The sequence below is a fragment of the Ruegeria sp. CDSB013 genome (genome assembly GCF_059611165.1).
This window is the reverse complement of record NZ_JBXWPA010000001.1, coordinates 324,484-345,942: the sequence shown is the minus strand read 5'-3', so window position 1 is coordinate 345,942 and position 21,459 is coordinate 324,484. Positions and strand designations below refer to the sequence as shown.

Genomic DNA, 21,459 nt, shown 5'->3' with positions numbered 1-21,459 from the left:
TTACTTCGTCAGCCCGCGCAAACCGCCTGAAATCAGGATGTTCACCTCGTACAGAATACGTGGTGCTGCCAGACCACCGGGGCTGGCGAGGTAATTCGGGCTCCACTCCGGATCGAACTTCTGCTTGAAAGATCGCAGCCCTTCGAAGTGATAGAACTGCTCGCCGTGCTCATATACGAACCCTCCCACGCGGTTCCAGAAAGACGCCAGTTGCCGGTTCTCAATTCCCGAAAACGGTGCCGCTCCTAGCGAGAACCAATGGAACCCCTGCTCTGCCCCCCAGGTCATCATCTCGGCAAACAAGGCGTCCATGATAAAGTTCGACCCGTCCGGCTCATACCGCATCAGGTCCAACGACAATTCGGACTTGTTCCCGCCTTGGAAGAGGTTCGCGAAGGCGACGATCTTTCCCGTATCTGCCTTCTTCAGCACCGCGAAATCGAAATAGGACAGGTATTCATCGTCAAACCCGCCCAAGGCGAACCCCTTCTCCTCGCCCGCCTTATGCTCCAGCCAATCGTCTGAAATCTTGCGCAATTCGGGCAACACAGAGCCCACTTTTTCCTTCGGTATGATCTCGAACACATACCCTTCGCGTTCGGCCCGGTTCTTGGCCTGACGGAACCGCTTGCGAGATTTGCCGTCCAGCGAGAAATCTTTCAACGGCACGCGCGCGACCTCTCCGATCTTCAGAATAGACAGGCCCAGATCCAGAAACGTCGGCAAGTACTTAGTCGATACGCTGTAGAAGGCGCACAATTTGCCTTCGCGATCCGCCATTTCGCGCAGCTGCCAGATCAGTTGATTTCCGGCGGCTTCATCCCCAACCGGCTCCCCCTTGGTGATCAGCGCATTGCCTGTGTCGGCATAAGCCAGAAATGCGTCATTGTCCGGTGAAATCAGGAATTGCTTGTCGCCGGTCAGTGAAATCTGAGACTCGGTATCTTCACTTTCCATGACCAGACGTTCAACAACCTCGGGGATCTCCGTCCGGACCGGTTCCGGAACCTCGCGCCCGAACAAAGAATTTACGGCCACCACACCAAGAATAAGCGCCACCACAAGACTGGATCGCAAAAAGCGCGAGGCGTCACCGTTCCACGCGAACTCCCACCACAAGGCGTTCTGGTACTCGACATGCGAATAGGAAAACAGCCCGACCCAAAAGACGACCAGAAGCAAGGCGACCACGCTGACCAGCCACGGGATGTTCAGACGGAATATCGAGGCCCCGCTGACCCGGTAAAACGCCCCGCGAAAAGTGGCCAGCAAGGCGATTGTGCCCAACATGCTGATCGCTTCGTGCGTATCGAGACCCTTGGTCAGCGATGCGACGAACCCGGCAACCATCAGCAGCATGGCCACTATCCATGCGCGGTACAGCTTGCGGAACAGGCCGCGTGAAACAAGGATCAGTAGAACTCCGACAGCGCTTCCGGCAAGATGCGAAGCTTCAACGAAGGACAAAGGTAGAAAGTCCCGCAATGCGCTAAGGTTCTCGCTGCCTGCAGGCAACGCCCCGGACACCAGCAGAATGACACCCGCCACAGCTGCGACACCGGCCGCGACCATAGGCACAATCGGACGGATCACGCGGTAAACCCACGTGGCGGCTCCGCTGATGTGATGTCGGTGCGTCAGGGCCGAAGCCACCGCGATGGACAGCGTCGCAATGGCGAACGGCAGGAAGGTATAGACCAACCGGTAAAGCAACAGGGCCGCGATCACGTCAGACCGACCCGAGGCCCCTAGCCCGGCGATTAAAGTTGCCTCAAACGCGCCAATTCCGCCCGGAGCGTGGCTGAGGATTCCGACTGCAATAGCGCCAATGTAAACGGTGAAGAAGAACGGAAACCCGACGCCCAGATCATCCGGCATCAACACGTACAGTGTCATTGACGCCCCAAACAGGTCGCCCACAGCCGCCAGCGTCAGCAATCCCGGCAACTTGCCGCCCGGCAGATTGAAACCAAAACCACCGGTGGCCAGTCTGCGTCCGCCCTTGGACAGCCAAATGAACAAGGCTGCAAAACCAACAAGCAGGCACAGGCCTATCACGGTTTCGAACGTGTCACTTATCGGCAGAACCTTGGACACTCCGTCCGGATGAAAGGTTAGCAACCCGCCCAAAAGCAGAATGAAACCCGACCAGAACGCGATCCAGGATGTAGCGATCACCCCCGCGACTCGACCCAGATCAAGACCCAGGGACGCATAGATCCGATACCGGATCGCCGTGCCGGTGATGTAGGAAAACCCAAGGCAATTCGAGACGGCATAGCCACAGGCCCCAGCCATGCCTGCGACAGGCAATGGGACCTCGCCATCTGCCACGCTTTGCACGGCAAACACATCGTAAAGTGACAGTGACAAAAAGCTGACTGCCGTCCAGCACAGGGCGAAAAACATCAGTTTCCACGATGTGTTCGCGACGTCCGTTTTTACATCGGCCCATTTGACGTGCGAAGACAGTTCATGAAGGACAGTCAGGGCAATAAGGGTAACCAGAATCGGTATCGCGATTCGGACTACGGGCTTTTCAAGAAATCCCGATACCCGCTCGGCCAGGCGCACAGCCCAGAGTTCTTCGGCATTTTCGTGAGTTGCCATGCTTTGTCCCTGCTCTCAGGCGCGATCACACTCTGAACAATCGAAACGCGCAGGCCGACTTTCGCACAATTTCGTTCTAGCTCAAAGCGCTACGGGCGTCAGACCCGACCTTTGCGCGTGGACAGCAACAGGTTAGTCTCGGATTTGGTTATCCCTTCCATGCGCCGGATCTGGAACAAAACCTCGTCCAGTTCGGCCAGGGTTTCGGTCCAGATTTCGGCGATCAGATCCCAGCTGCCGTTCGTGGAGTGAACCGCGCGCACCTGCCGCATAGCAGCAATACGAGCCATCGTACGTTCAGTCCCACGGCCTTCGATTTCCAACATCATCAGCCCGCGCACCGGGCTTTGCGCAACGTCCTGTCGGGTGAGGACGGTGAACCCAACTATCTCACCTGACTGTTTGAGCCGTTGCAGGCGGCTGCGGACAGTGGTGCGTGTTACCCCCAGCGTTTCGGCGAGTTCGGATAGCGATGCTCGTGCGTCGCGGTGCAATGCACTCAGCAGCCTACTATCCAAATCGTCCATAACCACTTCCCATTTCGCTTATCCGAATGTCATTTTGAACATTTTGCTGTCTTTTCGCAAGCCATCATGAGGGTCTAGATAGTCATATGGATACGCAAAATGTAATATTGGTTGGCGCACCGATGGACGCAGGAAAGCGTCGTCAGGGCTGCCGCATGGGCCCGGACGCCTATCGGGTGGCCGGTCTGGAACAAGCTCTAACTGACCTCGGACACCAAGTGACGGATGTCGGCAATGTCGGTGCCGATCCGTCAGATGTACCGGAGCATCCACACCTTGTGGCCCTGCCCGAGTGCGTCGGTTGGACCAGCGCTCTGAGCCGCGCCGCACAGGAAACCGCGCCGAACGGACTGCCGATTTTTATGGGCGGCGATCACGCCTTGTCCATGGGCACAGTTGCCGGGATGGCAGCACATGCCGACGGGATCGGGCGACCTCTGTTCGTACTTTGGCTGGACGCTCATAGCGATTTTCATACACCCGACAGCACGGGCAGTGGCAACCTGCACGGCACACCGGTTGCTTATTTCACGGGGCAACCCGGATTTGACGCCTTCCCTACGCTGGCTGCCCCGGTCCCAACGGATCGAGTAGGCATGATCGGCCTGCGATCCGTGGACCCGGCTGAACGTGCACGACTGGAACAGGATCAGGCCGTGCTGGCAGACATGCGCAGCATTGACGAGCACGGCATCAAAGCGCCGCTGATCGCGTTCCTCGACCGTGTCCGCGCGGCAAATGGCATTCTTCACGTATCTCTGGATGTTGATTTCCTCGACCCCTCGATCGCCCCCGCTGTCGGTACAACCGTTCCCGGTGGCGCAACCGAACGCGAAGCTCATCTGGCGATGGAGCTGCTGCATGAAAGCGGGCTCGTCTGTTCGCTGGATCTGGTCGAGTTGAACCCATTCCTTGATGAGCGTGGGCGTACCGCAAAGCTGATGGTCGACTTGGCCGCGTCCCTGCTTGGCCGTCGCATCTTCGACCGCCCGACCCGGAGTTTCTGATGAATTCCCTGCAATCTCCTTCCGCTGTCGTCATGGTTCGACCGCACGAGTTTGTGTCGAACCCAGAGACTCGCCATGACAATGCGTTTCAGACACTGGCACACCGATCCGCCGAAGCGACTTCAGCAGCCGCGCGCGATGAACATGATCGCGCAGTCGAGCAACTGCGCAATGCAGGCGTCACAGTTCATATATTTGATGATCACGGTCAACAGAACACGCCGGACAGTGTCTTTCCCAACAACTGGTTCTCGACACATCCCGGCGGGCACGTCGCGATCTATCCGATGTTTGTTCCGTCGCGTCGACGCGAACGCCGCACAGATGTTATCGAGTTGCTGAAACAGGAATACCGCGTTCAGGACGTGATCGATTATTCGGGGCTGGAACAGGACGATCTCGCACTGGAAGGTACCGGAGCAATGGTTCTCGATCACGTCGGCCGCATCGCTTACACGGTCAAGTCAAACCGCGCTGATCCCGTTTTGTTGGAGCGGTTCTGCACGAACTTCAACTACGAACCCATCGCGTTCGAAGCTAGGGACGACGCAGGCCGAGACGTTTATCACACCAATGTCCTGATGGGGATCGGCACACATTATGCACTGATCTGCCTCGACATGATCATCGATGCCGAACGCCGCGCGACCGTACAGGCGCGATTGGAAGAATCCGGTCGCACCGTAATCGATCTGTCCCATGACCAGATCGCAGACTTTGCCGGAAACACCATCGAGCTTAGTGGTCGTGATGGGCTCGTGCTGGCTCTTTCCAGTCGCGCCAAAGATGCGCTGACACCCCAACAGACCGACATTATCGAAGACAGCGCCACTCTGCTGCCATTGTCAGTTCCAACCATAGAAACAGCCGGAGGATCAGTACGCTGCATGATCGCCGGTATCCACCTTTCCCGCCGATAGGAGACCATGATGCAACCTTCTGACAAGGCGCTTGTGCCCTTTGTATCCGTCGACAACATGATGCGGCTGGTGCACCATATCGGGCTTGAAAAGATGATCACTCAGATCGCGGCTCAGATCGAATCCGACTTCAAACGATGGGAGAGCTTTGACAAGACCCCCCGCATCCCGGCGCATTCTCCCCATGGCGTAATCGAACTGATGCCGACCTCGGATGGTGAGGCCTATGGGTTCAAATACGTCAACGGGCACCCCAAGAACACGTCCGAGGGCCTTCAGACCGTGACAGCCTTTGGCCTTCTGGCCGACGTCTATACCGGCTACCCTACGCTTTTGACCGAGATGACGATGCTAACCGCCCTCCGCACGGCGGCAACCTCGGCCCTTGTCGGCAGCTATCTGGCACCCAAGTCATCGCGTGTTATGGCGATGATTGGGAATGGCGCTCAGTCCGAGTTCCAATGCCTGGCGTTCAAGGCCATGTGCGGGATCGACACTGTGCGCCTTTACGATACCGATCATGCAGCAACCGAAAAATGCGCGGCAAACCTTAAAAATTCCGGTCTGACGGTGGTGCATTGCAAAACACCCGAGGACGCCATCGAAGGCGCTCAGATCATCACGACCTGTACGGCGGACAAGAAAAACGCAACGATCCTGACGGACAACATGGTCGGACCGGGCGTCCACATCAATGCAATTGGCGGTGATTGCCCCGGCAAGACCGAACTACACCGCGATATTCTGCTGCGCTCGGACATCTTCGTCGAATACCCGGAACAAACACGCATCGAGGGCGAGATCCAGGCCTTGGCCGAGGATCACCCAGTGACCGAATTGTGGCAGGTCATGACCGGCCAGGCCAAGGGCCGACGCGACGACCGACAGATCACTCTGTTTGATAGTGTTGGCTTTGCGATCGAAGATTTCTCAGCCTTGCGCTACGTCCAGTTTGCCATCAAAGGCACTGATTTCTTTGAACCTTTGGATATGTTGGCAGATCCGGATGATCCACGGGATCTGTATGGGATGCTGATGCGGGCGAGCTGAAGAACCCGCACTTCACGTCGACTAGCCCCCGGTTCACCACCGGGGGCTTTTTCTATCCGGCCAATGACGGCAGGTAGAGTACGATACCGGGAAACGCCACGAGCAGCGCGATCGTTACGCCGTCGGCGATGAAGAACGGCGTAACGCCCTTGAACACATCCTGAACGCTCAGATCCGGACGTACCCCGGCAACCACGAAACAATTTAGGCCAATAGGAGGCGTGATCAGGCAAAACTCGGCCATTTTCACCACCAGAATACCAAACCAGATCGCACACATCGGACCTGACATGCCAAAGGCGCTTTCTGCTGCGCTGACAGTCTCACCCCCGTTCAGGGCCATTACCGCCGGGTAAACCACTGGCAGCGTCAGCAACAGCATCCCAATGGCGTCCATGAACATGCCCAAGACCGCATAGGCGAGCAGGATACAGATCAGGATCAGCATCGGCGACATTTCCAACGAAGTGATCCAGTCCGAAAACGCGCCTGGAAGATCCGCGAACCCCAGAAACCGTACGTAGATCAGCACCCCCCAGATGATCGTGAAGATCATCGCGGTTAGTTTGGCGGTTTCCAGCAGCGCCGACTTCAGTTCGGGCCACCGCATTCCGTGGAAAAGGGCGAAACAGAAGACGATGAAGGCACCGATTGCTCCGCCTTCGGTTGGAGTGCCCCAAGCCTTTTCTCCAAACGGGTTATAGACAAAGCAAATGATGATCAGGATTACGGCGACAATCGGAAACGCGCCCGGCAGCGACGCAAAACGCTGCTTCCAGGTGAAACCTGTTACCGGTGGACCAACGTTTTTGAATACAACCGCGATGCCGACGATAAGCAGACCGTACACAACGGCCGAAAATGCACCGGGGATAAACCCGGCAAGCAGCAGTTTGCCCACATCCTGTTCCACGATGATGGCATAGATCACAAGGATCGCGGATGGCGGGATAAGGGATGCAAGTGTACCGCCCGCTGCGACCACTCCGGCTGCGAATTGCTTGTTGTAACCGACTTTCAACATCTCGGGGATAGCAATCCGAGCGAACACGGCAGACGTTGCCACCGAAGCACCGGAAACGGCCGCGAACCCGGCTGTGGCGAACACAGTCGATACCGCGAGCCCTCCGGGCACCCACGCAACCCAACGTTTAGCAGCCTCGAACAACGCGCGCGTCAGGCCAGCATAATAGGCCAGATAACCGATCAGGATAAAGGTGGGGATCAGGCTGAGTGTATGGGCTGCAACCTTGGAATGGGGCACCTGCCCCGCCGTCTTGACCGCGACGGTTAGTGCTTTGCCGAAACGATCAGGATCGTATCCAAACTTGGCCCAGAAAATCCAAACCAACCCGACCAGCCCCGCAAGAGCCGCCGCGAAGGCCACGCGCATTCCGGTCACAACCAGAACCAGCAGGCCACCCGTGACCCACAGGCCAATCTCTATCGAGTCCATGCGTTAGTCCTGCCCTTCGAATTGTTCGGCTTCGGCAGCGGCCTGAGCAGCCGCATCCTGTATCAGTGGAACGGCTACGGGGCTTTCGGCCCCTACGATCAGCGCGCGACCATATCCCCAAACCTGAAGCAGCAGCCGTAGGCAAAGCACCGAGAACGCCACAGGTGCCAGCAGTTTGGCCGGCCAAAGCGGGATACCGATGTCGATTGAACTGTCCCGGCTCCACATCGGCGCGCCAAAGTCGAACGAGCGGTCAAAATGGGACCAACTGCCCCAGACCAAGGCCAGCATCAGCACCAGGATCAGAAGAACCGAAATAAGCTCGAACAGCCACAGCGCCCGGCCGTGCAGGCGTGAGATGACAATGTCCATCCGTATATGACCGCCATCGCGCTGAACATATGAAATGCCCAGAAATGCAATCAGCGGCATCGCCTGTTCGATCCAGTCGACATATCCTGGCAAAGGTGCGTTAATCGCATTGCGTCCGCTGACCGAGACAACCGCCAGAACCATAAGACTGAACACGGCAAGGCCGCTGATCAGAGCCAGAAACCGCTCTAACCTCAACAACTTACGGTCCAAAGAACTCAGGAGGCTGTTGTCTTCAAGCACCGTGGCCTGTCCTGCCATTGCGGTGTTCCCCTGTATTTTTATCGGTGTCCGGATGCCCCGATGGGCACCCGGATTTTGCGTTTAGTTACCGCTGCGCTGCTGTTCCAGCGTGGACTGGACCAGATCATACAGGTCCTGCGCAGGGATACCCTGAGCGGACATATCCTCAATCCACTGTGCCCGGATGGGATCGGCAGCTTTGGTGCGGAACTCTGCGATTACCGCATCATCGATCTGTACCTTTGCGACGCCCTTTTCGTCCAAAACACTGTCCCACTGGTCCAGCAGCGACCCATAATTGGCCAGATAGTGATCAATCGCTTCGTCGATCGAACTGTCCAGCGCCTCGCGATGCTCAGCCGGCAGTGCCTCATAGGCATCGATATTGACCACAACCGGGCAATTCACAGTGCCGGGGTTCAGGTTGGCCGTCCACCAATCTGCTTCGTTGATCGTGCCAAAAGACAGGTGCGCGTGCTGAGCAAAGGCAACCGTGTCAACGACACCGGACTCCATTGCGTTAAAGGCTTCGGTTGCAGGAACCGAAGTCGGCACACCACCAACCGCCTCGAATGCCTTGCCCAGACCACCTGTGGCGCGGACACGCATGCCTTCGAACTCGGCAAGTTCGTCACGCGGGTCGCCGGTTCCGACGATGTTGTACTGCGGCATGGGCGAGGTCATGATGATACGCGCATTCCACTGCGCCATCTCATCCTTAACGGCAGGGTGATCGTAGACCGCGTGGCTGACGGCAACTTCCTCATCCAGGTTGTTCACGCCTAGGAACGGCAGTTCCAGAACGGTGATCGCGCGGTTTTTGTCGCGATGATATCCGGCACAGAACTGAGCCATCTCAAACGCACCAATTTCGATTCCATCCAGGTTTTCGCGCGGCTTGGACAGGCCGCCATAGCTGACATTAATGGTGAAATCGCCGTTTGTCTTTTCGCTGACCAATTCAGACAGTTTCTCAACATGCTCGGTGAACGCACGACGTTTGCCCCAGACCGAAGCATTCCATTCAGTTGCGGCTGCCTCGGACACGAACGCAACACACAAGGCGGCCACAGCAGAGCCGCTCAAAATCTTTTTCATACTGATTTCTCCCTTTGCTGCACCCCCTTACCGAGGCGCTTGCGGTCAAAGCTAGCGCCAACATCGGAATGTGCCAACCCCCGGTCGGCATTCATGGCCAGCAAGGAATGGCACCGTTGAGCGCTAACAACCGAAAGGTGAGTCTCAGATGCAATTTAGTTGTAATCGGGTGGCTTATTTCCCCACAAATTTTCATTACAGCCAAAGCTATGTAAAAAAACCACTATTTCCAAAGATGACCTCTTTCTTTACAAATTCCCTCCAGGTTAAAAAAATAATTTACAAACTAATCGTGAGAAATCGGTAATTTATTTCCTTGTTTTCAGCTCTCCGTATTATTGCGCACAAGGAGGAAACAGATCGACATCGCCAGTTCAGCAGGCAAAATCGGTCTGATTCAATATGATCCAGAGGGAGGAGCCTCAGAATGACAACCGCTGCCCAGGCAGAAGCCAATACCTTTCCGCCGTCCGCCGAAACCGTGGCCCGCACGCATGTTAACGCTGAAAAATACACTGAGATGTATGCGGCTTCGATCAACGATCCCGTCGCGTTCTGGGACGAACAAGGCAAGCGGATCGACTGGATCAAGCCCTACACACAAGTCAAAGATGTAAACTATGATTTCGGCTCGGTCGGAATCAACTGGTACGCAGACGGAACGCTGAACGTTTCGGCCAACTGCCTGGACCGCCATCTGAAAACCCGCGGCGATCAAACTGCGATCATCTGGGAACCGGATGATCCAAAAGACGAAGCGCAGCACATCACCTATGCTGAGTTGCACCGCCGGACCTGCCGGATGGCAAACATTCTGGAATCGCTGGGCGTGCGTAAGGGCGACCGCGTCGTGATCTATATGCCGATGATCCCCGAGGCCGCCTATGCCATGCTGGCCTGCGCGCGCATTGGCGCGATCCATTCGATCGTCTTTGCGGGTTTTTCACCAGACGCTCTGGCGGCGCGCGTCAATGGCTGCGACGCAAAGGTTGTCATCACTGCCGACGAGGCCCCGCGAGGCGGCCGCAAGACTGCGCTGAAATCCAATGCGGACGCCGCCCTGTTGCACTGCAAAGACACGGTGAAATGCCTGGTGGTCAAACGCACTGGTGGTCAGACCACATGGATCGACGGCCGCGACTATGATTACAACGAATTGGCGCTTGAGGCCGATGACTACTGCGCGCCTGCTGAGATGAGCGCCGAAGACCCGCTTTTCATCCTCTACACCTCCGGCTCGACCGGACAACCCAAGGGTGTGGTACATACCACTGGCGGCTATCTGGTTTTCGCATCGCTGACCCATGAGATCACTTTCGATTACCACGAGGGCGATGTGTATTGGTGCACTGCTGACGTGGGCTGGGTCACAGGCCACAGCTATATCGTCTATGGCCCGCTGGCCAACGGCGCGACTACTCTGATGTTCGAAGGTGTCCCTACCTACCCCGACGCGGGCCGGTTCTGGGAGGTATGCGCCAAGCACAAGGTCAACCAGTTCTATACCGCACCAACCGCGATCCGCGCGTTGATGGGGCAAGGCAACGAGTGGGTCGAGAAGCATGATCTGAGCGACCTGAAACTACTGGGCACCGTGGGCGAACCGATCAACCCCGAAGCCTGGAACTGGTACAATGAGGTAGTCGGCAAAGGCAATTGCCCCATCGTGGATACATGGTGGCAGACCGAGACCGGTGGTCATCTGATGACCCCCCTGCCCGGCGCTCACGCGATGAAGCCGGGCGCTGCGATGAAACCATTCTTCGGCATTCAGCCGGTCGTGCTGGACCCGCAATCAGGCATCGAGATCAACGGCAACGGCGTCGAAGGTGTTCTGTGTATCAAGGACAGCTGGCCCGGCCAAATGCGCACCGTCTGGGGTGATCATGAACGGTTCGAAAAGACCTATTTCTCGGACTACAAAGGTTACTACTTCACCGGTGACGGCTGCCGTCGTGACGAGGATGGTGATTACTGGATCACCGGTCGCGTTGACGATGTGATCAACGTCTCGGGCCACCGTATGGGGACCGCCGAAGTTGAAAGCGCGCTTGTAGCGCATGCCGCCGTGGCCGAGGCCGCCGTGGTCGGATACCCCCATGAGATCAAAGGGCAAGGCATCTATTGCTATGTCACTCTGATGAATGACCGCGAGCCGTCGGATGAGCTGCTGAAAGAGCTGCGCACCTGGGTCCGGACCGAGATCGGCCCGATTGCGTCGCCCGACGTGATCCAGTGGGCACCCGGTCTGCCCAAGACCCGTTCCGGCAAGATCATGCGCCGTATCCTGCGCAAAATTGCCGAGAACGACTTTGGCGCATTGGGCGATACTTCGACACTTGCCGATCCATCGGTGGTCGAAGACCTGATCGAAAATCGTGCAAACAAGTGAGGATGTGATGGACGCTGCCACGATCACCACACCCGCTGTTCTGATCCTTCTCGGCCCTCCGGGTGCCGGGAAGGGAACACAGGCCCGTATGCTCGAGGACAAATTCGGGCTGGTTCAACTCAGCACCGGCGACCTGCTGCGCGCCGCAGTCGCGGCAGAAACCGATGCAGGCAAAGCCGCAAAGGCCGTGATGGAAGCTGGTGATCTGGTCAGCGACGACATCGTCATTGCCATCCTTCGTGATCGCCTAGCTGAACCGGATTGCGCCAAGGGCGTCATTCTGGACGGCTTTCCACGCACCACGGTTCAGGCCGAGGCGCTGGACGGGTTGCTGTCGGAAACTGGGCAGAAGATCAACGCCGCCATCAGCCTTGAAGTCGAAGATGGTGAAATGGTGATCCGTATCTCGGGCCGCTACACCTGCGCCGGATGTGGCGAAGGGTTCCATGACACGTTCAAGATCCCTGCCATTAAAGGCAAATGCGACAAATGCGGCAGCACGGAATTCAAGCGCCGCGCTGATGATAATGCCGAAACCGTCGCCTCACGTCTGGCGGCCTATCATGCGCAAACCGCGCCGCTGATTACCTATTACCAAGACCACGGTGTTCTGAAAGGTCTGAACGCCATGGGAAATATCGAAGACATCGCTGGCAATCTGGAAAGGATAGTCAGCGACGCCATGAACTAAGGGAAGACGGCCCGCCCTGAATAAGGGTCCAATTCCTAAAGGAAAACTTCAAAGTACCCGCCTTGGCGGATCGGAGAAGTCGTGCCTGATGCCACCCTGGCATTCGGCATTTCGAAAAGCGGCCCCGCGCGTTGGAGGTTTAGGACAACGGGTCGCCTATGGAAGAAGCGAAGGAGGAACCCGCAATGGCGGATCAATCAACACACTCCGCGCAGACTGCCGAAGCCGACAAGGGCTATTGGCAGGCGAACCTGCGTCTCATCTACATCAGCCTCGTGATCTGGGCGCTGGTGTCTTTTGGATTCGGCATTCTGCTGCGTCCGCTGCTGTCTGGCATCGCCGTTGGCGGCACCGATCTGGGCTTTTGGTTCGCTCAGCAGGGATCGATCCTGGTCTTTCTGGTGCTGATTTTCAACTACGCCTGGCGCATGAACAAGCTGGACGCCGAATACGGCGTGGATGAGGAGTAAGCGGAATGGACCAGTTTACCATTAACCTGCTCTTTGTCGGCGCGTCTTTTGCGCTGTACATCGGCATCGCGATTTGGGCCCGTGCGGGTTCCACATCGGAATTCTACGCCGCCGGTCGCGGCATTCACCCGGTCACCAACGGCATGGCAACAGCGGCAGACTGGATGTCTGCGGCCTCGTTCATTTCGATGGCGGGCCTGATCGCCTTTACCGGCTATGACAATTCGACCTTCCTGATGGGTTGGACCGGCGGTTACGTGCTGCTGGCACTGCTGCTTGCGCCCTATCTGCGTAAGTTTGGCAAATACACTGTCTCGGAATTCATCGGCGACCGTTTCTACAGCCAGACCGCGCGTATCGTTGCAGTGATCTGTCTGATCGTTGCATCGGTGACTTACGTGATTGGTCAGATGACCGGTGTGGGCGTGGCCTTTGGCCGCTTCCTCGAAGTATCGAACACCTCTGGTCTGCTGATCGGTGCTTGTGTCGTGTTTGCTTACGCAGTGTTCGGTGGGATGAAAGGCGTGACCTACACTCAGGTCGCACAGTACTGCGTACTGATCACTGCCTACACAATCCCGGCGATCTTCATCTCGCTGCAGCTGACCGGCACGCCGGTTCCGGCGCTGGGTCTGTTCAGCGATACTGCCAGTGGTGAGCCTTTGCTGACCAAGCTTGACGCGATCGTGACCGAGCTGGGCTTTAACGAATACACTGCCCACCACTCGAACACACTGAACATGGTTCTGTTCACACTGTCGCTGATGATCGGCACCGCCGGTCTGCCGCACGTGATCATGCGCTTCTTCACCGTACCGAAAGTGTCGGATGCCCGCTGGTCCGCTGGCTGGACGCTGGTCTTCATCGCTCTGCTGTATCTGACCGCCCCTGCGGTTGGCGCAATGGCGCGTCTGAACATCACCGACATGATGTGGCCCAATGGTGGCATCGAAGGTGGCGCTGTCTCGGTCGAGGATATCGACAATGATCCGCGCTATGACTGGATGCAGACGTGGCAGAAAACCGGTCTGTTGGACTGGGAAGACAAGAACGGCGACGGCAAGATCCAGTACTACAACGACAAGAACGCCGACATGCAGGCACTTGCCGAAGAAAAAGGCTGGGTCGGAAACGAGCTGACCAAGTTCAACCGCGACATTCTGGTTCTGGCCAACCCCGAGATTGCCAACCTGCCGGGTTGGGTGATCGGTCTGGTCGCTGCCGGTGGTCTTGCGGCTGCTCTGTCGACCGCTGCGGGTCTGTTGCTGGCGATCTCGTCGGCGGTATCCCACGACCTTGTCAAAGGTGCGATCAACCCGCAAATCTCTGAAAAAGGAGAACTGCTGGCTGCTCGTATCGCCATGGCCGTGGCCATCGTTGTCGCAACCTATCTGGGTCTGAACCCACCGGGCTTTGCGGCGCAAACCGTGGCCCTGGCGTTTGGTCTGGCGGCTGCCTCGATCTTCCCGGCGCTGATGATGGGGATCTTCTCGACCCGTATCAACAACACCGGTGCTGTCGCAGGTATGCTGGCTGGTCTGACCGTAACCCTGGTCTACATCTTCCTGCACAAGGGCTGGCTGTTCATTCCGGGCACCAACTCGTTCACTGATGCTGATCCGCTCCTGGGTCCGATCAAGTCGACCTCGTTCGGCGCCATCGGTGCAATGATCAACTTCGGCGTCGCTTACGTCGTCGCCGGAATGACCAAAGAGACTCCGCCGGAGATCGTTGAATTGGTCGAAAGCGTCCGCATTCCCCGTGGCGCTGGCGCAGCTCAGAACAAGTGAGCATGATGCGGCATAAGGTTAACTTTCCTGTGCCGCGTCTTTCGATCAACTTTTCCCGTCCGGCACTCCACCGGGCGGGATTTTTAAACCAGAAACCAAGGAGTGATTGATGCCTCTGTCCCATGACCAGATCACCCGGTTTCTAAAGTCCGTACATCCCTATGATGCCCTGCCCCCGGAAACGTTGGATCAGGTCGCAAAGCAGATCGAGGTATGGGAGGTCGACGAGGACTTTCCCGTATACGAATTGGGGCACACCCTGCCCGGCGTCTTTGTGATCTACGAGGGGCAAGTTGAGATTACCGATGAGAACGACGCTGTCGTGTCCCATCTTGGTCTGCGAAACTCGTTCGGAGAGCGCGGCCTGCTAAAGGACGGCAAGGCCGCGACTAAAGCGCGGGCGCATACGCCATCCGTGTTGCTGGTTTTGCCCCCCGACCTGGTGCGTCAACTTATAGATGGCCACGACGTCGTTTCGAAATTCTTCAACCGGACCCGTTCGAACCGGTCCGGCCCGCAAAGCCTGGCCACCAGCGCGATTGACGTTCTTATGGCGCATAACCCTGCAACCTGCCCACCGGACACATCAGTTCAAGAAGCCGCCCGGATCATGCGTGACAAGCACATTTCATCCTTGTGCGTCACCGAAACGGATAGCCTGCTGGGTATCGCCACCTTGCGCGATATCTCGGGCAAATACGTAGCCAATGGCATGCCTGCAGACACACCGGTTTCAGCGATCATGACAGCCAACCCAATCACCCTGTCGCCATCTGACATTGGATCGGACGTTCTGCACGTGATGATGGAACGCGGGATCGGTCATATCCCAATTAGCGAAGGTGGACGTTTGGTCGGCATCGTAACGCAAACGGACCTAACCCATTATCAGGCCGTGAATTCGGCAGAGCTTGTCCGCCGGATCGCTCAAGCGGACTCAGCGGATCAAATGGCGGTGGTAACGGCTGAAATCCCGCAACTTCTGGTGCAACTGGTGGCTGCCGGAAACCGGCACGAGATCGTGACGCGGCTGATAACGGACATTGCAGACACGGCAACCCGCCGGTTGTTGGCCTTGGCCGAGGACAAGCTGGGCCCAGCACCCGTTCCCTATCTGTGGTTGGCCTGTGGGTCGCAAGGGCGGCAAGAACAAACCGGAGTATCCGATCAGGACAACTGTCTGATGCTGGACAACAGCGTGACCGATGCCGATATGAAGTACTTCGCCGAGCTTGCCACGTACGTCTCGGATGGCCTGGACACCTGCGGATATTTCTATTGCCCGGGCGACATGATGGCGACCAACCCACGATGGTGTCAGCCTGTCCGCGTTTGGCGCGACTACTTCAACGGATGGATCGCCAAACCGAACCCCGAGGCGCAGATGCTGGCCTCAGTCATGTTCGACCTGCGCCCTATCGGCGGGGCCTTTCACCTGTTCGACGATCTGCAGGCCGAGACACTGGCAGCGGCCAACGCAAACTCGATCTTTGTGGCGCACATGATTTCAAATTCGCTAAAGCACACGCCTCCGTTGGGTCTGTTACGCGGGTTTGCGACCATCCGGTCTGGTGAACATCGCAATACGCTGGATCTCAAACATAATGGCGTGGTCCCCGTCGTTGACCTTGCGCGGATCTACAGCCTTCAAGGGCAACTGACCGAAGCCAATACCAGAGCACGCCTGAACGCTGCCGCATCAAGCGGTATCCTCAGTACCTCCGGGGCGCGGGATTTGCTGGATGCCTATGATCTGATTGCAGAAACCCGGCTTGAGCATCAGGTCAGGCTTGTGAAGAGCGATCGGAAACCCGACAATTTCCTTCCGCCCTCGGACCTGTCGGATTTTGAGCGAAGTCATCTTCGGGATGCGTTCGTTGTGGTAAAAACCATGCAATCGGCAGTAGGTCACGGCAAGGGAATGCTGGGCTAAAGCAGCGAAAACTATTGGCGACTACGCCAGACATACGGAGAGTCACATGTTTCTGGAACTGATCGGCACAATATTTGCAGGCTTTGCTTTTGCGGGCATCGTAATGGTTCTGAACAAAGTGACGGGTGGCCGCCTGCCCCGTTGGATGACGCCCGTTGCCGCTGGTCTGGGTATGATCGGCATGACGATTACCAGTGAATATTCCTGGTACGACCGCACACGCGATACCCTTCCCGAAGGCATGACCGTCATTCAAGAAGTTGAAAGTCGCGCCTTCTATCGCCCCTGGACCTATGCCGTGCCCTTCGTAGACCGCTTTGCCGCCATTGATGCCGGTTCCGTGCGCACCAATGAACAGGTTCCCGAACAACGTTTGGTGGAACTGTATCTTTTTGGTCGCTGGGCGCCGGTCTCAAAACTGCCGGTCGTGGTCAACTGCAAAGAGTACAGCCGCGCTAATCTTGCAGATGGGGCAGAATTCGCGGATGACGGCCGGTTGCTGAACGCCGACTGGATTGACGTCACCGCCAATGACCCGATCGTCGAGGCAACCTGCGGAGTGTGACATGCTGAACCGGTTAAGCCTGCGTCTGCGCATTTTCCTGTTCTTCTGCCTGATGGCCTTTGGCGCTCTGACTGTCAGTTCTCTGGCACTGTGGATCAGCTATCGACGCGTTGCTGATCCTGATCTGCTTGATTCATTCATCTTTGCCGAAATCCTGATGGGTTTTGGCTTTCTGGCTTTGACTGCGGCGGTTTGGTTATTATTCGACGACAATGTCGCCAAGCCAATCGAACGGATATCCGCCCAACTTAGGGCCCGCGCGCATGCCGGAGTTAGCACCGAATTGGACACACAGGCCGCGCGATATCTGGGTGATCTGGCACCAGCCGCGGCCGGACTGGCCGACCAATTGTCCGGTAAAACCATGGACGTCGCGCAGGCCGTGGCCGAAGAGACGGCACATCTGGCGGCAGAAAAGCAACGTCTGACGGCCTTATTGACCGAAATCCCGGTTGCAATGCTGTTGGCGAGCCCAACGCACAAGATCGTTTTGTACGATGGTCAGGCGGCCGAGGTTCTGGCACAGGTTGCGCATCCCCGGCTGAATGCCTCGTTGTTTGAATACCTGCAATCTAATCCGCTGGAGGAGGCTCATGCCAAACTGGTGAAGACCGGGCTTGAGGTCGCCTGCACGCTAACCAGCGTCGATGGTACGCAGAGTTACCGCGCGCGCATGAAGCCCCTTGGCGGCGCACCCGGATACATGCTGATCTTCGAGGACAGTGCCGTGAACATCGCACCCGAAGCCGCACGGCCTTTGGTGTATGACTTCGACTTGTTGAACACGTCGACGGATGAGACCTTCGAAAACCTTGCTCTGCAGGATTTGTGTTTCGTCGTGTTTGACACCGAAACCACCGGACTGCTGCCACACAAGGACGAAATCGTTCAGATCGGAGCTGTACGGGTTGTCAACGGCCGCATCGTGGACGGAGAGCAATTGGACACATTGGTTGATCCCGGCATTCCGATCCCGCCAGCCTCGACTAAGGTGCACAAGATCAGCGATCGCATGGTTCAGGGCGAACCGGACATTGCCGAGGCCGGGCGCGCGCTGCATCAGTTTGCCCGCGACGCAGTGATCGTAGCCCATAACGCGCCATTCGACATGGCCTTTTTGCGGCGACATGCAAAACGCATGGATGTCAATTGGGATCACCCCATTCTGGATACGGTTCTGTTGTCTGCCGTGCTGTTCGGGGCAAGTGACAAACACACGCTGGATGCTCTGTGCGAACGGTTGGAGATCACCATCCCCGAACATCTTCGCCATACCGCCCTGGGTGATGCGGTTGCTACCGCCGAAGCGCTGGTCAGAATGTTACCGATGCTTCAGGCGCGCGGCATGACAACCTTTGGCCTGGTCATTGAGGCAACGCGCCAACATGGTCGTCTGTTGGAAGACCTGAACTAGTTCGGAAAACACGCATACCGGACGCAGCTTTTCATGGACAAACCCCGCGCGTCGTGGCACCTGAGGCACGGCCACGGGATCAGCGCGCAATGACGGAAAAACAATTCACTCCAACCCCGGATCAAAGCACCGCTTTTCGCGAAGCGTTAGGGTGTTTCGGAACCGGGGTGACGGTGATCACCACGAACACCGATCAGGGCCCTCGGGCCATCACGGTCAACTCATTCGCGTCGGTATCGCTGGACCCGCCCCTCGTCTTGTGGTGCTTGGCCAAAAACTCCAACCGGTTCGACGATTTCAACGCCAGCCGACACTATTCGATCCACGTGATGGGGCAGGATCAGCAAGAACAGGCCCTGCGCTTTGCCCGCGACGGCAAGGATTTTTCGCACGCGGAATGGGCCCACGACCCTGCGCGCCGACCGCAATTATCCGGCTGTCTGGCCCGGTTCGATTGTCAGGTGCACGCCCAGCATGATGCGGGGGATCACCTGATCATTGTTGGTGAGGTTCAAAAGGTCATGTACCGCACCGGCAAAGGATTGATCTTTAAGCGCGGTCAATTTGGCGGCTTTGCGGATCTGATCTGACGGTTATTCGTCCAATGACCCATGTACGGCCAGAGCCTCTAGCTGAGTTTCTTGCGGCGTGATCACACGGAAAGCCTCACGCACTCCGGCGTCTGACAGCTCACGCGAGACGGTCAGCAGCGTGTTTGGGTTATGCTCATCACACAGCTCGGACATGTGGGCGATCTCGGCCTGTGCGACGTCCATGGCGGCCTCGACCGACGGTGCCCCGTAAAGCTGCACAAAGTGTTCAGCAAGGCTCTGCGCGATCTGATCCAGTTCGGCCTGTTCCACTTGCGTGACCGCGACGAATGTCACCCGCCCAAAGGTTTCCACACCCAACCAGCCATTCGCAAAAGCCTGACGCGCTTTGCCTTCAAGATCGCCTTCGCCCCAATTTGAGAACTCGAATCCGCCCGAAATGCACCATTCCCCGGTTCGCGCCGGGGAGTGGAACACATTCATGTCGCTTTCGTCGAAATGGATTGCGCGCGCTAGTTTCATCATCCGTTCTCCAACAATTCCGTCAGCGGGCGAAGCTGTGTATCTGAACCATGCCGGATCAGCATGCCGAACCGTTCATCCGTTCCCAGAAACACGCCCGCTTCACCGAAGGGCTCTCCCACTCCGCGCAGCAGGCCTATCCATTCTCCGTGCACAGGCGCGTTGCCGTCCTCTTGCCAGCGGTTCAGCCATGTCATCATGTGCCGCGACCAGCTTTCGACAAGCTGCGTTGCCGAGACATCCGCGCATCCTTCGTCGTAAAGTGCGGTGACATCCGGGTTTTCGCCCGGAGCCTGACTGGTTTGCAGCAGCGCCAAATCCCAACCGACGATCAGCCAATCCGGTTCTGCTTCTGGATCTGCATCCGAAGCTGCCACACGGAACATTCCGCATTTGGCCCCATTCACACAGATCAGCCCGTCCCAGCCCAGATGAACCGCGACCTCAGGCGGGGCCAGCGCGCCCAGCGCGTTCTGAAACCCAACAGCGCAAAGCGGCACCATTGCCATCGCATCGCGCAAGACAACCTCGGGGGCAAAAACGATGGCCACACGCAGACGATCGGCCTGAATGTTATAAACCACGGTACCGCCATCACAGCCCAGCGCGGCCATTGCCTGCGCGCGCTCGAACGGGTCTTCCCCACCCTGCACCGGGTGGCCCGTCAGCAAAGGGGGAAAGACCGGCTCGTTCATGCGTTGCCCTTGGCAATCATGCCGCGCGCAATTTGGCGGAACGCTTCGGCTTGCGGACTGTCGGGCTTGCTGACCACGATCGGTGCACCGCCATCAGCGGCAACGCGGATATCCAGATGCAGCGGGATTTCACCCAGCAAAGGAACGCCCAGCGCCTCGGCCTCGGACTTCACACCGCCATGGCCGAACACATGCTCTTCATGGCCGCAGTTCGAACAGATATGCGTCGACATATTCTCGATCATCCCAAGGATTGGCGTCTTGAGCTGGTTGAACATGTCGATCCCCTTGCGGGCATCGATCAGAGCCACGTCCTGAGGAGTCGAGACAACAATGGCGCCGTCCACGTTGAACTTCTGGCTAAGCGTCAGCTGCACGTCACCTGTGCCGGGCGGCAGGTCGACGATTAGAACATCCAGCGCGCCCCATTGCACCTGACCCATCATCTGTTGCAGCGCGCCCATCAGCATCGGGCCACGCCAGACAACGGCCTGACCTTCATTGGTCATCAGACCCATCGACATCATGGTGACGCCGTGGTTGCGCAATGGCAGGATCGTTTTGCCGTCAGGGCTGGCCGGGCGGCCAGAAACACCCAGCATCCGGGGCTGCGACGGGCCATAAACATCCGCATCCAGCAGACCCACGCGTCGCCCTTCGGCTGCCAATGCACAAGCGAGGTTGGCGGAAACGGTGGACTTGCCAACGCCACCCTTACCCGAAGCCACAGCAATAATTCTGTCCACACCCGGCACGGCCTGCGGTCCGGTCTGCGAAGGTTTCGGCTTGGGCTTCAGATCCGGCGGTGCTTTTTCAGAATGTGCGGTCAGCATCGCGGAAACTGTCGAAACACCATCGACCAGTTTCGCGGCCTGTTCGGCAGCGGCGCGGACGGGCTCCATACGCTCAGCCTGCTTGGGGTCGATCTCCAGCACAAAGCGCACTGTATCCCCTTCAACGTTCAGCGCGCGGACGACACCGGCGCTGACGATGTCCTGTCCAGAAACCGGATCGATGATCTTTCTCAGGTTTGCAAGAACTGCGTCACGAACACTCATGCGTCATTCTCCTTTTGGAACCCGGTGGTCAGGGCTCTGCGTATCGACAAGCTGTGGTTGCCGTTCATTGCACGTGTCTCCGTCTCATTCAGTTC

At 57.5% G+C, this 21,459-nt stretch carries 19 protein-coding genes; 11 read left to right on the top strand and 8 right to left on the bottom strand.

Translation table 11 applies throughout. The features are described from left to right. Both mprF and AC2FJF_RS01750 read right to left on the bottom strand, forming a co-directional pair. Window positions 1–2,610 carry a bifunctional lysylphosphatidylglycerol flippase/synthetase MprF gene (gene mprF, locus AC2FJF_RS01755; protein ID WP_496722390.1) on the bottom strand — a complete coding sequence of 870 codons (2,610 nt, stop codon included), beginning with the start codon at window positions 2,608–2,610 and terminating at the stop codon, window positions 1–3. A gap of 98 nt (window positions 2,611–2,708) precedes the next feature. Further along, window positions 2,709–3,137: an Lrp/AsnC family transcriptional regulator gene (locus AC2FJF_RS01750; RefSeq protein ID WP_496722388.1), complete on the bottom strand. Its 429-nt coding sequence runs from the start codon at window positions 3,135–3,137 to the stop codon at window positions 2,709–2,711. Between the two features lie 86 nt (window positions 3,138–3,223). On the opposite strand from AC2FJF_RS01750, the gene rocF reads away from it, so the two are divergent. Genes rocF through ocd form a run of 3 tightly spaced genes read left to right on the top strand, consistent with a single transcriptional unit; the run spans window position 3,224 to window position 6,114 of the window. Continuing rightward, the gene (gene rocF / locus AC2FJF_RS01745) at window positions 3,224–4,144 is read left to right on the top strand and encodes an arginase (protein ID WP_496722386.1); all 921 of its coding nucleotides are present in this window, start codon (window positions 3,224–3,226) and stop codon (window positions 4,142–4,144) included. Then, complete coding sequence (gene ctlX / locus AC2FJF_RS01740) at window positions 4,144–5,064, top strand: citrulline utilization hydrolase CtlX (protein ID WP_496722384.1); 921 nt, start codon at window positions 4,144–4,146, stop codon at window positions 5,062–5,064. Before rocF ends, ctlX begins: the two co-directional genes overlap by 1 nt. A gap of 6 nt (window positions 5,065–5,070) precedes the next feature. Continuing rightward, the gene (gene ocd, locus AC2FJF_RS01735) at window positions 5,071–6,114 is read left to right on the top strand and encodes an ornithine cyclodeaminase (protein ID WP_496722381.1); all 1,044 of its coding nucleotides are present in this window, start codon (window positions 5,071–5,073) and stop codon (window positions 6,112–6,114) included. A gap of 52 nt (window positions 6,115–6,166) precedes the next feature. Here ocd and AC2FJF_RS01730 read toward each other — a convergent pair whose 3' ends face one another. From AC2FJF_RS01730 to dctP, 3 genes are all read right to left on the bottom strand, one after another. Beyond that, window positions 6,167–7,570 carry a TRAP transporter large permease gene (locus AC2FJF_RS01730; RefSeq protein WP_058273820.1) on the bottom strand — a complete coding sequence of 468 codons (1,404 nt, stop codon included), beginning with the start codon at window positions 7,568–7,570 and terminating at the stop codon, window positions 6,167–6,169. A 3-nt stretch (window positions 7,571–7,573) separates the two neighbouring features. Further along, window positions 7,574–8,203 (bottom strand): TRAP transporter small permease, encoded by a 630-nt coding sequence (locus AC2FJF_RS01725; RefSeq protein ID WP_058273821.1) that lies wholly within the window; start codon window positions 8,201–8,203, stop codon window positions 7,574–7,576. Window positions 8,204–8,266: 63 nt separating this feature from the next. Beyond that, window positions 8,267–9,283: a TRAP transporter substrate-binding protein DctP gene (gene dctP, locus AC2FJF_RS01720; protein WP_058273822.1), complete on the bottom strand. Its 1,017-nt coding sequence runs from the start codon at window positions 9,281–9,283 to the stop codon at window positions 8,267–8,269. A gap of 427 nt (window positions 9,284–9,710) precedes the next feature. On the opposite strand from dctP, the gene acs reads away from it, so the two are divergent. The 8 genes from acs to AC2FJF_RS01680 all read left to right on the top strand — a co-directional run bounded on the left by acs (window position 9,711) and on the right by AC2FJF_RS01680 (window position 19,128). Further along, window positions 9,711–11,675 carry an acetate--CoA ligase gene (gene acs / locus AC2FJF_RS01715; protein WP_496722379.1) on the top strand — a complete coding sequence of 655 codons (1,965 nt, stop codon included), beginning with the start codon at window positions 9,711–9,713 and terminating at the stop codon, window positions 11,673–11,675. Window positions 11,676–11,682: 7 nt separating this feature from the next. After that, window positions 11,683–12,366 carry an adenylate kinase gene (locus tag AC2FJF_RS01710; protein ID WP_496722377.1) on the top strand — a complete coding sequence of 228 codons (684 nt, stop codon included), beginning with the start codon at window positions 11,683–11,685 and terminating at the stop codon, window positions 12,364–12,366. A gap of 185 nt (window positions 12,367–12,551) precedes the next feature. After that, on the top strand, window positions 12,552–12,836 hold the full coding sequence (locus AC2FJF_RS01705; protein ID WP_496722375.1) for a DUF4212 domain-containing protein: 285 nt from the start codon (window positions 12,552–12,554) through the stop codon (window positions 12,834–12,836). A gap of 5 nt (window positions 12,837–12,841) precedes the next feature. Next, complete coding sequence (locus tag AC2FJF_RS01700) at window positions 12,842–14,626, top strand: sodium:solute symporter family protein (RefSeq protein ID WP_058273825.1); 1,785 nt, start codon at window positions 12,842–12,844, stop codon at window positions 14,624–14,626. 109 nt (window positions 14,627–14,735) lie between these two features. Further along, window positions 14,736–16,559 carry a DUF294 nucleotidyltransferase-like domain-containing protein gene (locus AC2FJF_RS01695; protein WP_496722373.1) on the top strand — a complete coding sequence of 608 codons (1,824 nt, stop codon included), beginning with the start codon at window positions 14,736–14,738 and terminating at the stop codon, window positions 16,557–16,559. 46 nt (window positions 16,560–16,605) lie between these two features. Then, complete coding sequence (locus tag AC2FJF_RS01690; RefSeq protein WP_496722370.1) at window positions 16,606–17,124, top strand: hypothetical protein; 519 nt, start codon at window positions 16,606–16,608, stop codon at window positions 17,122–17,124. A gap of 1 nt (window position 17,125) precedes the next feature. After that, on the top strand, window positions 17,126–18,538 hold the full coding sequence (locus tag AC2FJF_RS01685) for a 3'-5' exonuclease (protein ID WP_496722368.1): 1,413 nt from the start codon (window positions 17,126–17,128) through the stop codon (window positions 18,536–18,538). 89 nt (window positions 18,539–18,627) lie between these two features. Then, the gene (locus AC2FJF_RS01680) at window positions 18,628–19,128 is read left to right on the top strand and encodes a flavin reductase family protein (RefSeq protein ID WP_496722365.1); all 501 of its coding nucleotides are present in this window, start codon (window positions 18,628–18,630) and stop codon (window positions 19,126–19,128) included. 3 nt (window positions 19,129–19,131) lie between these two features. Here AC2FJF_RS01680 and AC2FJF_RS01675 read toward each other — a convergent pair whose 3' ends face one another. The 3 genes from AC2FJF_RS01675 to AC2FJF_RS01665 are packed head-to-tail and all read right to left on the bottom strand — an operon-like array spanning window position 19,132 to window position 21,364. Further along, window positions 19,132–19,611 (bottom strand): DUF6505 family protein, encoded by a 480-nt coding sequence (locus tag AC2FJF_RS01675; protein ID WP_496722363.1) that lies wholly within the window; start codon window positions 19,609–19,611, stop codon window positions 19,132–19,134. Next, window positions 19,611–20,306, bottom strand: a complete 696-nt coding sequence (locus AC2FJF_RS01670; protein WP_496722361.1) for a biotin/lipoate--protein ligase family protein — start codon at window positions 20,304–20,306, stop codon at window positions 19,611–19,613. The genes AC2FJF_RS01675 and AC2FJF_RS01670 overlap by 1 nt, the downstream gene beginning before the upstream one ends. Then, on the bottom strand, window positions 20,303–21,364 hold the full coding sequence (locus tag AC2FJF_RS01665) for an Mrp/NBP35 family ATP-binding protein (protein ID WP_496722359.1): 1,062 nt from the start codon (window positions 21,362–21,364) through the stop codon (window positions 20,303–20,305). The genes AC2FJF_RS01670 and AC2FJF_RS01665 overlap by 4 nt, the downstream gene beginning before the upstream one ends. Between the last annotated feature and the right edge of the window lie 95 nt (window positions 21,365–21,459).

Coding starts and splice junctions, on each gene's coding strand:
- mprF (WP_496722390.1), bottom strand. CDS start 2,610: ATGGCAACTCACGAAAATGCCGAAGAACTCTGGGCTGTGCGCCTGGCC.
- AC2FJF_RS01750 (WP_496722388.1), bottom strand. CDS start 3,137: ATGGACGATTTGGATAGTAGGCTGCTGAGTGCATTGCACCGCGACGCA.
- rocF (WP_496722386.1), top strand. CDS start 3,224: ATGGATACGCAAAATGTAATATTGGTTGGCGCACCGATGGACGCAGGA.
- ctlX (WP_496722384.1), top strand. CDS start 4,144: ATGAATTCCCTGCAATCTCCTTCCGCTGTCGTCATGGTTCGACCGCAC.
- ocd (WP_496722381.1), top strand. CDS start 5,071: ATGATGCAACCTTCTGACAAGGCGCTTGTGCCCTTTGTATCCGTCGAC.
- AC2FJF_RS01730 (WP_058273820.1), bottom strand. CDS start 7,570: ATGGACTCGATAGAGATTGGCCTGTGGGTCACGGGTGGCCTGCTGGTT.
- AC2FJF_RS01725 (WP_058273821.1), bottom strand. CDS start 8,203: ATGGCAGGACAGGCCACGGTGCTTGAAGACAACAGCCTCCTGAGTTCT.
- dctP (WP_058273822.1), bottom strand. CDS start 9,283: ATGAAAAAGATTTTGAGCGGCTCTGCTGTGGCCGCCTTGTGTGTTGCG.
- acs (WP_496722379.1), top strand. CDS start 9,711: ATGACAACCGCTGCCCAGGCAGAAGCCAATACCTTTCCGCCGTCCGCC.
- AC2FJF_RS01710 (WP_496722377.1), top strand. CDS start 11,683: ATGGACGCTGCCACGATCACCACACCCGCTGTTCTGATCCTTCTCGGC.
- AC2FJF_RS01705 (WP_496722375.1), top strand. CDS start 12,552: ATGGCGGATCAATCAACACACTCCGCGCAGACTGCCGAAGCCGACAAG.
- AC2FJF_RS01700 (WP_058273825.1), top strand. CDS start 12,842: ATGGACCAGTTTACCATTAACCTGCTCTTTGTCGGCGCGTCTTTTGCG.
- AC2FJF_RS01695 (WP_496722373.1), top strand. CDS start 14,736: ATGCCTCTGTCCCATGACCAGATCACCCGGTTTCTAAAGTCCGTACAT.
- AC2FJF_RS01690 (WP_496722370.1), top strand. CDS start 16,606: ATGTTTCTGGAACTGATCGGCACAATATTTGCAGGCTTTGCTTTTGCG.
- AC2FJF_RS01685 (WP_496722368.1), top strand. CDS start 17,126: ATGCTGAACCGGTTAAGCCTGCGTCTGCGCATTTTCCTGTTCTTCTGC.
- AC2FJF_RS01680 (WP_496722365.1), top strand. CDS start 18,628: ATGACGGAAAAACAATTCACTCCAACCCCGGATCAAAGCACCGCTTTT.
- AC2FJF_RS01675 (WP_496722363.1), bottom strand. CDS start 19,611: ATGAAACTAGCGCGCGCAATCCATTTCGACGAAAGCGACATGAATGTG.
- AC2FJF_RS01670 (WP_496722361.1), bottom strand. CDS start 20,306: ATGAACGAGCCGGTCTTTCCCCCTTTGCTGACGGGCCACCCGGTGCAG.
- AC2FJF_RS01665 (WP_496722359.1), bottom strand. CDS start 21,364: ATGAGTGTTCGTGACGCAGTTCTTGCAAACCTGAGAAAGATCATCGAT.